This is a genomic window from Nocardia sp. NBC_00511, from assembly GCF_045161165.1.
Classification (GTDB): domain Bacteria; phylum Actinomycetota; class Actinomycetes; order Mycobacteriales; family Mycobacteriaceae; genus Nocardia.
The window spans coordinates 7,081,630-7,096,052 of sequence record NZ_CP107849.1; the positions used below are offsets into that span (position 1 = coordinate 7,081,630).

Here is a 14,423-nt window from a genome sequence, read left to right on the forward strand (position 1 = left end):
TGAGTTTTCCTGTGCGAGAATGCGATCGCAACACTGTTATAGGGGGACGAATGGCTCTACCGCAGGGGATTACCGGATCGACCGTGCCACGTCGGCAACTCGGACGACACCTGCGCGACCTGCGAAATCGCGCGCGAATGACGACCCGGGTGGCCGCGCAGCGGCTGGAATGGTCCGAGGCCAAGATCTGGCGCATCGAGACCGGTCAGACCTCGTTGCGCAGCCTGGACGTCGAGGCCATGTGCCGCATCTACGGCGCGGCCGAGGACGCCATCGAACCGCTCACCACGCTGGCCCGCGAGACCAAGTCACGCGGCTGGTGGACCGAGTTCAGCGAGGTGATCGACGAGGGGTACGAGGTCTACATCGGGCTCGAGGAGGCCGCCGGTCGGCTCACCACCTATGAGAACGAGCTGGTCCCCGGTCTGCTGCAGACCGAGCAGTACATGCGGGCGGTGTTCGCGGGCGCGTTCCCCGGCATCTCCGCCGAGCAGATGGACCGCCGCGTGCGGGTGCGCACGGCCCGGCAGTCGCTGCTGACCCGCGCCGTTTCGCCGCTGCAGCTGGATGTGGTGATCTCCGAGGCGGTGCTGTGGCATCGCATCGGCGGCGACGAGGTCGCCCGCGGTCAGCTCGACCGGCTGCGCAAGCTGGCCGAGCTGCCCAATATTCGGGTGCGGATGCTGCCCGCCGAATGCGGCTACCACCACGGCATGGACGCGGGCCGCTTCGTGCTGCTCGAATTCCCCACTGCCGCAGGTGAACCCACCGAACCACCGGTGGTCTACGTGGAATCCCTCACCGGCTCTTCGTATCTGGACAAGGAGCCGGATGTGGAACGCTACCGCGACGCCTTCTCCGGCGTGAGTTCCATTGCGGTGGACGTACTTCCGGCGCTGGAGTCGATCCGCGCCGCGCTCTAGCCGTCGGCCGGTTCCGGCTCGGTCAGGGTCTGGGCCAGCACCTCGCGATGGGTGGGCGCGGCCTGCGTGTGCAGTTCGCGCCCCTTGTCGGTGAGGCAGACGAAGATCGCGCGCCGGTCCTCGGTGCACAGCGTGCGGTCGACCAGGCCCTCGCGCTCGAGCCGGGCCACGGTGCGCGAGAGTGCGCTCTGGCTCAGATAGATATCGCAGGCCAGATCGGCCATCTTGTAGCTGTCGCTCCCGGTTTCGACGAGCCGGTCGAGGGTTTCGAATTCGCTGAGCCCGATCTGGTGGCGACCTTGCAGTTCCTTTTCCAGGGCGCAGGAGGTCGTCGCGTGCCGGGCGAGCAGATCACGCCATTCGGCGACCAGCCCGACGGGTTTCGAAATCGCTTCCGTGGGCCGCTCGACAGGCATTGTCGGCTTCGGCATGTCGCCATCCTAGTCCCGCGAGCCAACTCATGCAACTGCATTAAATGCTTGTGCATTTGATGCATACGCATGTACTGTCCTCTCTCGTGACTTCCACCGAGACCCGCCCCGCAGTGAGCAATGCGGCCGACTCCACCCAGTGGACCGGCCGGCTCTGGGGCATGCTCATCACCCTGTGCATCGTGCTGTTCCTCGACGGCCTCGACGTTTCCATGATCGGTGTGGCACTGCCCTCCATCGGTACCGAACTCCACATTCAGACCTCCACCCTGCAGTGGCTGGTCAGCGGTTACGTGCTCGGCTACGGCGGCCTGCTGCTGCTCGGCGGCCGCACCGCGGACCTGCTGGGCCGCCGCAAGGTGTTCCTGATCGCCCTCGCGATCTTCGCGATCGCCTCGCTAGGCGGCGCCCTGGTCAGCTCGCCCGCGCTGCTGATCCTCACCCGCTTCATCAAGGGCCTGGCCGCCGCGTTCACCGCGCCGACCGGACTGTCCATCATCACCACGAATTTCCAAGAGGGACCGGCCCGTAACAAGGCGCTGTCCATCTACACCGTGTTCGGCGCGGGCGGCTACTCCATGGGCCTGCTCTTCGGCGGTCTGATGACCGGCCTCGGCTGGCGCTGGACCTTCCTGCTCCCGGTGCCCGTCGCGCTGGCCGCGCTGGCCGCCGCCTGGTTCCTGGTCCCCAAGGACAAGCCCGCCGAAGAGGGCGGCCACGACCTGATCGGCGCGCTGCTCTCGACCGCCACCATGCTGCTGCTGGTCTACACCGTGGTCTCCGCACCGCAGGCGGGCTGGACCTCGGCGCGCACCCTCGGCTCGTTCGCCGCGGTGATCGTGCTCGGCGCGGCCTTCGTCTACACCGAGAACAAGGTGAAGTACCCGTTGGTGCGCCTCGGCATCCTGCGCAAGGCCAGCCTGGTCCGGGCCAGCCTCGCCATCATCGCGGTGGCCGGTTCGTACTTCAGTTGGCAGTTCATCACCACGCTGTACCTGCAGGACACCCTGGGCTGGTCGCCGCTGAAGCTGTCGATGGCGCTGCTGCCGGTCGGTCTGCTGGTGGTCGCCTCGGCCTTCGTCTCCGACAAGCTGGTCGACCGCTTCGGCACCGGCCCGATCATCGCCGTCACCATGACGGTGATGGCCATCGGCTACCTGCTGTACCTGCGCATCGACACCGCACCCGGCTACCTGGCGGTGCTGCTGCCCGCCGTGCTGCTGGTCGGCATCGGCTGGGTCGGCTTCCCCGCCATCAACATTCAGGCCACCAGCGGCATCGACGATGACGAACAGGGGCTGGCGGCCGGTGTGCTGCAGACCGCCATGCAGGTCGGCGCGGCCATCATCCTCGCGGTGACCACCGCCATCGTCACCTCGAACGTGCCCAGCCAGGCCACCCCGCAGGCCATGCTCGACACCTACCGCCCGGGCCTGGAGTTCGCCGCCGGTGTCGCCATCGTCGGCGCGCTGGTCGCCCTCACGGTCTTCCTCCCCAAGCGGCGCGCCCGCCGCGAGGAGAACAAGGAGCTGGAGGTCGAGCTGGTCGGGTAGGCGTCATCGGCCGGTCCCGCCGCTCACACGGGGTCGGTCACCTGGAAAGCACTGAGGCGCACCGTAACTCACGGTGCGCCTCAGTGGCGTAACAACAGATTTCGCAAGGATCGGGGTAACTTGCCGGGGACGTCCAAAATCGGTTCGGCGCCTGACCGTCGGCACGGGTGTGGGACGGGTAACGGCACTCAGCCGCCCGCTGAAGTTTCGGGGAGGCGGGGGAGCAGTTTCAATTCGGCCAGGCGCGGTGCGGCAGCGTCCTTGTCGGAGCGACTGAAGCTCAGCGGTTCGCCGTTGCGGCCCACCGTCGGCCATTCGATCGCCAGCTCCGGGTCGAAAGCGTCCAGATCCCGGTCGAATTCGGGGGAGTACTCCAGCGAGCACAGGTAGTTGACCGTCGAATCGTCCTCGAGCGACAGCAGCGCGTGCCCCAGTCCCTCGGCCAGGAACACCGACTTGCGTTCCACATCGTCGATCACCACCGCGTCCCACCGCCCGAAGGTCGGGGAGTCGCGGCGCAGGTCCACCACCACGTCCAGGAACGCGCCGCGCACGCAGGTCACGTATTTGGCCTGCCCGGGCGGATTCTCGGTGTAGTGGATGCCGCGCAGCACGCCCGCGGCCGAGGTCGAGATATTGACCTGCAGCAGGTCGAACGGGCGGCCCACCGCCTTCTCGAACTCCGAGGCCTTGAACGACTCGTAGAAGACCCCGCGCTCGTCACCGTGCAGGCGTGGTGTGAACTCCCACGCGCCCGGTACGGCCAATTCCCGAATCCGCATGCCTACTCCCAGCTTCGCCCGTGATCCAGCAGACCCAGCAGGTACTTTCCGTATCCGGAACGCACCAGCGGTTCGGCCAGGCGGGTGAGTTGATCGTCGTCGATGAAGCCCAGGCGCCAGGCCACTTCCTCGGGTACCCCGATCTTGAGGCCCTGTCGCTCCTCGATGGTGCGCACGTAGTTGGCGGCGTCCAGCAGCGAGTCGAAGGTGCCGGTGTCGAGCCACGCGGTCCCGCGGGCGAGCACCTCCACCTGCAACCGGCCTTGTTCGAGGTAGGTCCGGTTGATATCGGTGATCTCGTATTCGCCGCGGTCGGAAGGCTTCAGGTCGCGGGCGATGGCCAGCACGTCGTTGTCGTAGAAGTAGAGGCCCGGGATGGCGTAGTGCGAGCGCGGGACGACCGGCTTCTCCTCGATGGAAATGGCCTTGCCGTCGGCGAATTCGACGACGCCGTAGGCGGTCGGGTCGGAGACCCGGTAGGCGAAGACCGCCCCGCCGTCGATGTCCTGGAATTCGCCGAGCTTGGTGCCCAGGCCGGGTCCGTGGAAGATGTTGTCGCCCAGCACCAGTGCCGCGGTGTCGGTGCCGATGTGGTCGGCGCCGAGTACGAACGCGCGGGCCAGCCCGTCGGGTTCGGGTTGCACCACATAGGAGATGGACACCCCGAAGCTGCTGCCGTCGCCGAGCAGACGCGTGAAGGCCGCGTTGTCCTCGGGGGTGGTGATCACCAGGATGTCGCGGATGCCCGCGAGCATCAGGGTGGACAGTGGGTAGTACACCATCGGTTTGTCGTACACCGGGACCAGCTGTTTGCTCACCCCGCGCGTGATCGGGTGCAACCGCGATCCGGTGCCCCCGGCCAGGATGATTCCGCGCATGACAGGAGAGTCTGCCAGTACGGCCGCCGTGGGAAGCGGCCAGGTTCCGACTGGACGGCGAACAGATCACGATCGTTTATTGCCATGCGAATCGGTCGATAACTGTTGTGTAGGTCACGTTCCCATGGTCTTCTGAAACGAAGCTATGTGAGATGTCAGCGCCGACTCTCCCGTGCCTGTCACCGAGTCATCGGTCACCGGACGTTACGGCTCGGCGCGCCAGCAGTGAGGTAGGTGCGCAATGGCGAGCACGACGAACGCGGTGAATACGGCCCACGACGACATCCCGGTCATGAACCCGACCCGCATCAGCGCCGCGGCCCGCGCCCTGGCGATGGCCTGCCGCACCATGATTCGCCCCGCCGGCGAACTGGTCCCGGTCACCCTGGGCTCCATGCAGGTGGCCAGCGCGGTCATCGACAATCTGGCCAAGCTGCGTCCGGCCCCGCGCGGGGTGGAGCGGGAGCAGGTGCGGCTCAAGGGTTTCCGCATGGAGATCGTGCGGCCCGCCGGAGCCCGCAAGTCCCTGCGCGACGGCGCCGTGCTCTACATGCACGGCGGCGGCTTCTTCCTGTGCGGTCTCGACACCCATCGGCCCGTGGTGGCGGCGCTGGCCCGGCGCACGGGCCTGCCGGTGGTGAGCGTGGAGTACCGGCAGCTGCCGCAGACCGATATCGCGGGCTCGGTCACCGACTGCCTGACCGCCTACTCCTGGCTGCTGGCCCACGGCTGCCCGGCCTCGCGCATCGTGTTCGCGGGTGACTCGGCGGGCGGCTACATGACCTTCGCGACCGCCCTGCGCGCTCGCGACGCGGGCCTGCCGGTCCCGGCCGGGCTCGTGGGCCTGTGTCCCGCACTGGATCTGGACTGCAGCGAGAAGCGCGCGCACCCCAACTACCGTCGCGACGCGCTGATCCCGCTCTCGGCGCTGGAGACCGTGGTGAAGCTGGGCGCGGAGGTCGGCGGCCGCCTCGATCCGCGGCTCTCGCCGGTCAACAATGTGCTGGCCGGGCTGCCCCCGGCGCTGCTCATCGTCGCCGAGGACGAGGTGCTGCGGCGCGACAGCGAGATCATGGCGCAGCGACTGGCCGAATCGGGAGTGCCTGCCACACTGGAGATCTGGCGCGGCCAGGTGCACGCCTTCATGGCGATCTTCCCGAATATGCCCGAGAGCCGGGCCGCCCTCGCCCATGTCGCCCGCTTCGTGCGCGAGCGCATCGAATCCGAGCAGATCGCCAAGTCCGCGTAGCCGCGGCGGCGCACACCCGTCAGGTATCGACCTGATTGATATGTGGGGTTCGGGAGGTCCGCCTCCCGGGCCCCACATTCGTTCCCGGACCGTTCGAAACAGCTGCCGCACAACGCGAAACCCCCCGCCCGGCGAACCGGGCGGGGGGTTTCGAAGAACCGCTCTCCGAATTACTTGGCGGAGATGTGCGGCTCGTTGATGGTCGAGAAGTACTGGATCGCAGCGGCGATCGCGACCGGGGCGGTCACGAACAGCTGGCCCGCGAGGGTGCCCAGGAAGCCGACGGCGGCAGCGCCACCGATGCAGCCGGCGATCGGGCCGGCGCCGAAGAGGGCGGCCAGCGGAGCGGTGGCGACACCCGCGACACCGAAGCCGATGACGCAGCCCAGGGCCGCGCCGCCGACGCCGCCGACCAGGGTGCCGATGGTGGCGCCGGTCGCGATGGTGTCCTTCAGGCGGTTCCAGGCAGCCTGCTCACGGTCGTAGTCCGACTTCCAGGGGGCCTGGTCCTCGAACGGCAGCGCGACGGGCTTGTAGGTCGCGTGATCCGCATCGAACTGCGGGGTCAGGGTCGCGGAGTTACCGGAGATCTGCGCGGCGATCGGGAACTCGAAGTCGTCCACGCGGAACGACAGCGGGGTGCCCGCGACGACGGTGCCGTCAGCAGCTTCGATCTTGAAGGTGCCGTTGTCGTTGACCAGCGAGCCGGCGTCCGTGCGGACGATGGTGCTGGTCTGGTCGACCGTGGCGGTGTAGTTGATCGGGGCGTTGTCGGCCGGGGCCGGGGCAGCGTTCACGGTGCCGGCGGTGACGCCCAGGGCAGCGATGGCCAGAGTGGCGGTCGCGGCGAATTTCCTCATCAGCATTTGTTGAAACCTCATCGAAGAGCTCGGGGGGACACGCTGAATCGAAATGGAGGACAGCTAACGAGCGGTGAACCCATCGTGACCGTTAGTTCAATTTTTGTTCACCAAGACGATTGCGCGCTTGGCAAGCTATCGGAAAGGTGCAGCAAGGGACAGGTTTTGGTGGAGATATACGATCCACCGAACCGTTACCGTCCGGTTGGTTTGTGAGTAAGGTCACAGCGAATGAACCAAAAATGCTGTGTTTCTTGATAAATCGAGCGAACATCGGAAATCAATTCGGAGAAGCGGTGTGAAGTCAAGATTTCAGATCTCACAGGTTTGTTTCTCGCCGATATCCGATTCCGCACCGCCCTGTACCTCTTGGGGTTGGGAATCCGCAACTTCTCCGGGTCTGCCCACCGGCCCTGTGCGTGCCAACGTAGAGTTCGGCGGGTGCGACTGCTCGTAACCGGTGGAGCCGGCTTCATAGGCGCGAACTTCGTTCACCAGACCGTGACCCGGCGCTCCGGCGTCCATGTCACCGTATTGGACAAGCTCACGTACGCGGGCAACCGTGCTTCGCTGGACCCGATCGCGGACCGAATCGAGTTCGTGCACGGCGACATCGCCGACACCGCGCTGGTGGATCGCCTGGTCAGCGGGGTCGACGCGGTCGTGCATTTCGCGGCCGAATCACACAACGACAATTCGCTCGCCGACCCGTGGCCATTTGTCCAGACCAATATTGTCGGCACTTATTCACTGCTGCAGGCGGTTCGACGCCATCAGGTGCGCTACCACCACATCTCGACCGACGAGGTGTACGGCGACCTGGAGCTCGACGACCCCGCCGCATTCAGTGAGGACACCGCCTACAACCCGTCGAGCCCGTATTCGGCGACCAAGGCCTCGAGCGACATGCTGGTCCGCGCCTGGGTGCGTTCCTTCGGCGTGCGGGCCACGATCTCCAACTGCTCCAACAACTATGGGCCGTATCAACATGTGGAGAAATTCATTCCACGGCAGATCACCAACCTGATCGACGGCGTCCGCCCCCGCCTCTACGGTGCGGGTCATCAGGTGCGGGACTGGATCCACGTCGACGATCACAACAGCGCGGTCTGGGAGATCCTGGAGCGCGGCAGCATCGGCCGCACCTACCTGATCGGCGCGAACGGTGAGCGCGACAACAAGTCCGTGGTGCAGTTGATCCTGGAGGCCTTCGGCCGCGATCCCGGCGACTTCGACCATGTCACCGACCGTCCCGGGCACGATCTGCGCTACGCCATCGACGCCACCCTGCTGCGCACCGAACTCGGCTGGGAGCCAACCTATTCCGACTTCCGCGCCGGGCTGGCCGCCACCGTCGACTGGTACCGCGGCAATGAATCCTGGTGGCGTCCGGCGAAAGCCGCGGCCGAGACCGCCTACGCGGTCGCGGGCGAGAAGGTGCTCTGACCCCAATCCCGCCGATAATCCGACCAATCCTGGTCGGTGGCGGTGAAATCCACGTACAGGGCGACGCCGAAATCGGCTCGCCCCGGTTCGGTGCGGCCCAATCCGAGGCGCACGCCGCGCAGTGCGGCGGAAACGGTTTCCGCGGCGGCTCGGTGACCCAGGTCGTTCGCCTGGAATGCGGGCAGTCCCATCAGCAGTTCCGTGCCGGGCGGCGTGACCTGTAGGGCGAGAGTCGTCTGCTGCGCGAGGTATCCGCCATAGAGCGAACTCGTCGGCATGGCGGTGTCGTAGGACATCACCGCGATCTGGTCGACGCGCCGGGCGACCTGAGCGAAATAGGCCTGCGCCCACCATTTTCCGTGATCGAACAGCACCAGTCCGACGGAATGCAATCCGGGAAATGGATCGATGACCGGAGCCGACACCGACAGCAGAGCGTGGCGGCTCGTCGTGACGGCGCGCACCTGATCCAGCAGAGTCAGGAATCCGGGCGATCCCGAGCGAATCGGTTCCAAATCGAAATGTATGCCGTCGAATCCGAGATCGAGTACTCCGGCGGCGGTCGCGGTGAGGTGATCGCGGGTCACCGGATCGGCGGTATCGAGGCCGTCGAATTCGGGTTCCACCAGATCCCCGAGCCAGGACTGCACGCGAATTCCGGGTAACCGGGAATGCACCGCGTCGACGAACCAGCGGGCCTTCGGCGCCAGTTCAGCCGACAGCGTGCCGTCGTTTTCCAGCGGTCCGGTGTGCACATAGAGGTCTTTGATCCCGGTGCCGGCCAGCAGAATTCCCAGCCGTGTGATATCGGCGTCGTCCTTGCGGCCGTCCACCCAGGCATGACCGAGCCACAGGGCGTCGTTTCCGCGGGTCCGGGCGGCGGCGGGCAGTGTTCCGGCGTCCTCCAGACGTAGGAAGACCCCCGTCGCAACGATCGGGGTCGCCAGCACGCAACCGATTACCAGCAACACCAAGGCTATTCGTCGGGGTCGCAATCGCCGCAGGCCCGAGGCCACCGCCGCGGTCAGCCACCGCGCCCGGCTCCGCAACCCCATCCCCGCATGCTAATCCCGGGGACGGGTTGCGGCGAGCCGGTTTTCAGCCCCAGACGACGGTGGAGTACTTGACCACCGCGGCGATCAGCGCGATCGTGCTGGCCGCCACCACGGTGATCGCCGCCGCGCGCGCCGGGATGCGCCCGGCGGAATCGGTGAGCCGCAACGGCATCCAGCGCAGCAGCACCGCCAGGCCGAGCAGCGCCAGCGGCACGAAGTAGCGGCCCTGCACCCCGTCGATGATGAAGTAGTCGACCGGCGTGAACGACATGTACAGCGTCACGTAGATCATCGCCACGCTGGCCACGATGGTGAGCAGCACCACCCAGGTGCGGGTCCGGTTCGCGCCGGTGAGCGGGAAGCGGTCGCCCGCACCGATGCTCATCGCGAAGGCCAGCAGGCACGCCACGATGGTCAGCGCCGGTACCTCCACGTAGGAGAAGCCGAGCGCACCGAAGAACTGGGTGAACCACAGCTGGTCGCGGCGCGCGATGCTGTCGCCGAACACCCGCAGGAAGTGGAACGGATCGCCCAGGATGTCGTGCAGCTGATCGCCGGGACGCACAGTGCCCCACTGCGCCTCGGGCCGCATCAGGCTCATGCCGTCACCGGTGGGCGCGGCGATCTTCATCCACACCGCGAACGCCACCGCGCCGAGCCCGGCCACCGCGAACGGCAGCGCCCGCTGCCAGTTCCGGATCCGCTCGAGGCCGCCGAAACCGAAGCGCCGCGCCGGAATCAGCACGATCAGCATGGCCAGCAGCACGTAGGTCGGCTTGCAGACCGGCAGCAGGATCGCCGCGGCGCAGGCGGCCACGGTCTCCGGCTTCGAGAGCCGCTGTCCGAGGAACAGGCCCTTCACCACGAGTGCCGACACCACCAGCGCGAGCGCGTTGGTGACGGTGTCCGCGGTGACCGTCCCGGCCTGGAACAGCGCGATCGGCAGCACCGACACCGTGAACGCCAGCCACTGCACCCGATGCCCGCGCAGCGTCCGCAACGCGAACCCGGCGATCACCAGGTAGGCGATCAGCCCGGCCCAGCGGGTGGCCAGCAGCATGCCGCCGGTGCTGAGGTCGAAGGCCTGCGCGAGCCGAATGCCCGCGGCGGGCGGCAGATACGGGACGGGGGAGTAGGCAGCGGTATTGGTGAACCAGACTTGTGAGGTGGCGCTCGACACCGGCATCGCGCCCAGCAGGTCGTAGCCCTGCGGGTCGGCGACCATGGGTTCGGGCTCGTCGTGATTGTTGTTGTAGTCGTCGAAGGCGTAGCTCGACAGCGCGTTGATGCTGACCGGAACCTGCCCGCCCCAGGCCGGGCCGCGATCGTCGTGGATCTTCTCCGGCAGGAACCCGCCCTGCGACACCTGGTAGGCGCGCCCGAACTGGGTGATCTCGTCGTGGCCCCAGAACGGCGGCGTCAGCACCGACCAGACCGCGCCGAAGACGCCCGCGATCAGCACGAAAACCAGGGCGGCCGTGCCGAATCGGAGTTCGACGCGGGTGTAGACGCGCCGGACGCGGTCCACGGTGGAGCTCTCGTTCACTTCGGTAACCACGGTCTCCGATGGTGCGGTCTGGTCTTCGGTCCGCACGCTCATCGCACCGAACTGCCCGGCGCGGCAGCGGGTTCACGTTCGCCGGCGGCGGCGTAGCGCAGGTACATCAGGCGGGCGGCCTCGTGCCGCGAGCGGCGGATGCCGTCCAGGATCAGCCCGGCCGTCCAGGCCAGACTGCCCAGCAGCAGCAGCGTGAACCCCAGGAACAGCGTCGGGAAGCGCGGCACCTCGTGAGTTTGATAGAACTCGATCACTATCGGCGTGATGAGGATGATCGAGATGATCCACGACAGCGTGCCGAACAACCCGTAGAAGGCGACCGGCCGCTCGTGCCGGGCCAGGCCCACGATCAGCCGCAGGATCTTGAAACCGTCGGTGTAGGTGCGCAATTTGGATTCGCTGCCCGCGGGCCGATCCCGGAAACCGACCGGGACGGAGGTCTGCGGGACGCCCAGGTGCTGCGCGTGCACGGTCAACTCGGTCTCGATCTCGAACTCCCGCGACACCGCCGGGAAGGACTTCACGAACCGGCGCGAGAACACCCGGTAGCCGCTGAGCATGTCCTCGACGTTCTCGCCGAAGACCTTGCCCACCACACCGTTCAGTACTTTGTTGCCGGTTTCGTGCCCGGCCCGGTAGGCGGTCTCGCCCGCCAGTTCGCGGCGCACGCCCAGCACGTGGTCGTAGGGGCCGTCCAGCAGCGCGCGGATCATCTCCGGTGCGGCGGACGCGTCGTAGGTGTCGTCGCCGTCGACCATCAGGTACACGTCGGCTTCGATGTCGGCGAAGGCGCGGCGCACCACATTGCCCTTGCCCTTGCGGTTCTCGGTGCGCACGATCGCCCCGGCGGCGCGGGCCTTGTCGGCGGTCGCGTCGGTGCTCAGATTGTCGTAGACGTAGACGACGATGCCGGGGACGGCGTCTTTGAGGTCGGTGACGACCTTGGCGACCGCGGCCTCTTCGTTATGGCACGGCACGATGGCGGCAATACGAAGCTCGGTGGAGTCCACCCCGTCAATCCTCTGGTCGGAAGCCGAATACGAACACGGGGAGGGTACCCGACGTTCTCAGGAATATGGGTGCTGCGGGCTGGGGTACCGTCGCCGGGTGTCCAGCAGTGAGTCCACGGCGGTGAACGAGCCCGCGCCCGAAACCCTGGTCGGCAAGGTTCGCAATGCGTTCCGCCAGGGCGGGGCCTTCCTGGTCGTCGGCCTGATCGGGTTCGCGGTCGACGCCGGAACCTACAACCTGCTGGTGTTCACCGGTGGGGAGGGACCGCTGTTCCACCAGCCGCTACTGGCCAAGATCATCGCCATCGGGGTCGCGACGGTGGTCACTTATTTCGGCAACAAATTCTGGACCTTCGCGCACAAGAAGGGCGGCAGCGCGACCCGCGAATATGTGCTCTACGCCTTGTTCAATGTGGTCGCCATCGGGCTGCAGCTCGGGTGCCTGGGCTTCTCCCGCTACGTGCTGCACCTGTCGAGTCCGTTGGCGGACAATGTGTCCGGCACCCTGATCGGTCAGATCGTCGCGGTCGTGTTCCGCTACTGGGCCTATGACAAATTCGTGTTCACCGGTGCAGGCGAGAAGGATGCTGTGCCTGGAACAAATGAATAGTCAGGGTTCGCGCTGCCACCCGGAGGACGCATTGATATTCTCAGCCCCGCCGAGCGCGAGCGTGGGTGTGCGTCCACCTCCAGGTGTGCCGGTATCTGAGGCAATTCGAGGGATGTCGAGGGATTCATGGTGGATCAGGCTGGGCAGGCCGTGACCGAAAACAGCGACCGGTTGACAGCCGGAGCCCCCGCGACGCTGCGTGCCGAGCACGCGGCACCCGAGCGGCTGGTGCTCGCGAGAGGCATTTTCAGTGGGCCCGCGCCCAAGATCAGCGACGACCTGTATGTGGTCGTCAAGGGTCGGGCCACCCGGGAGCGGCAGGCGCTGTGGCTGGACAAGGGCACGACCGCGCACACCAACACCTACTTCGGGCGCTTCGCGGCCAGCTACTGGCAGCGCTGGACCCACGTCAAGGAACTCGAGGTCGGCATGACCCTCGAGGTGACCGGTAAGACCCGGATCCGCTTGGCGGCCTCCGATATCGCCGGGCACCGCCGCGTGGTCGACACCGCCGTGGTCCGCGAGGCCGGTCGGGTGGTGCTGCGCGCACCGCTGGACATGTACGTCGACGGTGGTGCGCTGTGGCTGGAGTTCGAGGCGCTCGGCGGCGAGGTGTCGATCACCGATCTGGAGTGGACCACCGCCGCGCCCGAGCGGGTGCGTCCGGTCGCCATCGCGATCTGCACCTTCAACCGGGCGCTGGACTGCGCGAATACCGTTGCGGCGCTGGCCTCCGACCCGACCGTGCTCTCGCTCATCGACGCGGTGTACGTGGTCGACCAGGGCACCGACCTGGTCCAGGACCAGGCGCTGTTCACCGAGACGCAGCCGAAGTTCGGTGACAAGCTGCGCTACATCCGGCAGCCGAATCTCGGTGGCGCGGGCGGTTTCACCCGCGGCCTCTACGAGGTGTCCGGCGCCAACGAGCACGCCGACGTCATCCTGATGGACGACGACATCCTGTGCGAGCCGGAAACGGTGTTGCGGCTCAACGCCTTCGCCAACATGACCGTCGAACCCACCCTGGTGGGCGCGCAGATGCTGTTCCTGTTCAATCCCGACTACCTGAATGTCGGTGCGGAAGAGACGAATCTGCCCAAGCTGCGCCACGGCCAGAAGGTCGCCAAGGCGCTGCGCAACACCTCCATGCTCAAGAAGCATCAGGAGCGTCGCGTCGACGCGGGCTACCAGGCCTGGTGGACCTGCCTGATCCCGGCCGAGGTGGTCAAGGAGATCGGGCTGCCGGTGCCGATCTTCTTCCAGTGGGACGACGTGGAATACGGTCTGCGCGCCCGCAAGCACGGGTTCGTCACCGTCACGCTGCCCAATGCCGCGGTGTGGCACGCCGACTTCTACTGGAAGGACTTCGACGACTGGGCGCGCTACTTCTCCTCGCGCAACTCGCTCATCGTGTCCTCCCTGCACACCGACCTGGACCCGAAAGCCATTACCCGCCAGCTGTTCCGCGAGATCGGTGAATACCTGGTCGGCATGCAGTACGGCCTGGCGCACACCACCCTGCAGGGCGTCGAGGACTTCCTGCGCGGTCCGGAAGCGTTGCGCGACGGCGGTATCGAGGCGCTGGCCAAGGCACGCGGCTCGCGCTCGGACTACGCCGAGACGATCAAGCACCCGGCCGCCACCTCGCCGGTCCCCAACGCGCACCTGCACGTGCGGCGCGCGGGCGGCGAACCGAGTCGTCCGCTGCTGATCCTGTTCAAGCGGGCGCTCAACCAGTGGACCGGGCGCGTCATCCCGGGACCGGTCGCGGTCACCCGCGAGGACGCGCACTGGTGGCACGTCGGCCTGTTCAATCACGTGGTGGTGACCGACGCGTCGCAGTCCGGTGTGCGAGTCCGGGTGCGCGACAAGGAAACCGCGCGTGCGCTACTGCTGCGCGCCTACCGCGTGCTCAAGCAGCTGCGCACCGAACTGCCCGAGTTGCAGAACCGCTGGCGCTCGGCCGTGCCGGAGCTGACCAGTCGGGAGAACTGGGAACGCCTCTACGGAATCAAGTAGACGGCAGGATATTCCACTGAACAGGGCCCGGGACATGAAGTCCCGGGCC

Annotated in this window: 13 protein-coding genes; 6 read left to right on the forward strand and 7 right to left on the reverse strand. The window is 66.9% G+C overall.

Going from position 1 to position 14,423, the window contains the following annotated elements; translation table 11 throughout:
- Positions 1-50: 50 nt before the first annotated feature.
- Complete coding sequence (locus tag OG300_RS32845) at positions 51-923, forward strand: helix-turn-helix domain-containing protein (RefSeq protein ID WP_405487738.1); 873 nt, start codon at positions 51-53, stop codon at positions 921-923.
- Here OG300_RS32845 and OG300_RS32850 read toward each other — a convergent pair.
- The gene (locus OG300_RS32850; protein ID WP_405487740.1) at positions 920-1,354 is read right to left on the reverse strand and encodes a MarR family transcriptional regulator; all 435 of its coding nucleotides are present in this window, start codon (positions 1,352-1,354) and stop codon (positions 920-922) included. The genes OG300_RS32845 and OG300_RS32850 overlap by 4 nt on opposite strands.
- A gap of 86 nt (positions 1,355-1,440) precedes the next feature.
- On the opposite strand from OG300_RS32850, the gene OG300_RS32855 reads away from it, so the two are divergent.
- Positions 1,441-2,907: an MFS transporter gene (locus OG300_RS32855; protein WP_405487742.1), complete on the forward strand. Its 1,467-nt coding sequence runs from the start codon at positions 1,441-1,443 to the stop codon at positions 2,905-2,907.
- A gap of 188 nt (positions 2,908-3,095) precedes the next feature.
- Here the strand turns inward: OG300_RS32855 and OG300_RS32860 are convergent, their stop codons facing one another.
- Together OG300_RS32860 and rfbA are read right to left on the reverse strand one after the other, a co-directional pair.
- The gene (locus OG300_RS32860; RefSeq protein ID WP_405487744.1) at positions 3,096-3,689 is read right to left on the reverse strand and encodes a dTDP-4-dehydrorhamnose 3,5-epimerase family protein; all 594 of its coding nucleotides are present in this window, start codon (positions 3,687-3,689) and stop codon (positions 3,096-3,098) included.
- 2 nt (positions 3,690-3,691) lie between these two features.
- The gene (gene rfbA / locus OG300_RS32865) at positions 3,692-4,567 is read right to left on the reverse strand and encodes a glucose-1-phosphate thymidylyltransferase RfbA (RefSeq protein WP_405487746.1); all 876 of its coding nucleotides are present in this window, start codon (positions 4,565-4,567) and stop codon (positions 3,692-3,694) included.
- A gap of 241 nt (positions 4,568-4,808) precedes the next feature.
- On the opposite strand from rfbA, the gene OG300_RS32870 reads away from it, so the two are divergent.
- On the forward strand, positions 4,809-5,816 hold the full coding sequence (locus tag OG300_RS32870; protein ID WP_405487748.1) for an alpha/beta hydrolase: 1,008 nt from the start codon (positions 4,809-4,811) through the stop codon (positions 5,814-5,816).
- A 170-nt stretch (positions 5,817-5,986) separates the two neighbouring features.
- On the opposite strand, the gene OG300_RS32875 is transcribed toward OG300_RS32870, so the two are convergent.
- Positions 5,987-6,682 carry a hypothetical protein gene (locus OG300_RS32875; RefSeq protein WP_405487750.1) on the reverse strand — a complete coding sequence of 232 codons (696 nt, stop codon included), beginning with the start codon at positions 6,680-6,682 and terminating at the stop codon, positions 5,987-5,989.
- A gap of 435 nt (positions 6,683-7,117) precedes the next feature.
- Here OG300_RS32875 and rfbB point away from each other — a divergent pair, with 435 nt between their 5' ends.
- On the forward strand, positions 7,118-8,122 hold the full coding sequence (gene rfbB / locus OG300_RS32880) for a dTDP-glucose 4,6-dehydratase (RefSeq protein ID WP_405487752.1): 1,005 nt from the start codon (positions 7,118-7,120) through the stop codon (positions 8,120-8,122).
- On the opposite strand, the gene OG300_RS32885 is transcribed toward rfbB, so the two are convergent.
- From OG300_RS32885 to OG300_RS32895, 3 genes are read right to left on the reverse strand one after another with little or no spacing between them, the layout of a single operon-like run.
- On the reverse strand, positions 8,092-9,177 hold the full coding sequence (locus OG300_RS32885) for a hypothetical protein (RefSeq protein ID WP_405487754.1): 1,086 nt from the start codon (positions 9,175-9,177) through the stop codon (positions 8,092-8,094). The genes rfbB and OG300_RS32885 overlap by 31 nt on opposite strands.
- 43 nt (positions 9,178-9,220) lie before the next feature.
- Positions 9,221-10,735 (reverse strand): DUF2142 domain-containing protein, encoded by a 1,515-nt coding sequence (locus tag OG300_RS32890; protein ID WP_405487756.1) that lies wholly within the window; start codon positions 10,733-10,735, stop codon positions 9,221-9,223.
- A gap of 38 nt (positions 10,736-10,773) precedes the next feature.
- Entirely contained in the window at positions 10,774-11,745 is a 972-nt protein-coding gene (locus tag OG300_RS32895; protein WP_405487758.1) for a glycosyltransferase, read from the reverse strand.
- Between the two features lie 97 nt (positions 11,746-11,842).
- Here OG300_RS32895 and OG300_RS32900 point away from each other — a divergent pair, with 97 nt between their 5' ends.
- Positions 11,843-12,355, forward strand: coding sequence for a GtrA family protein (locus OG300_RS32900; RefSeq protein ID WP_405487759.1), 513 nt, complete (start codon positions 11,843-11,845; stop codon positions 12,353-12,355).
- A 126-nt stretch (positions 12,356-12,481) separates the two neighbouring features.
- The gene (locus tag OG300_RS32905; RefSeq protein ID WP_405487761.1) at positions 12,482-14,374 is read left to right on the forward strand and encodes a glycosyltransferase; all 1,893 of its coding nucleotides are present in this window, start codon (positions 12,482-12,484) and stop codon (positions 14,372-14,374) included.
- Positions 14,375-14,423: the final 49 nt, after the last annotated feature.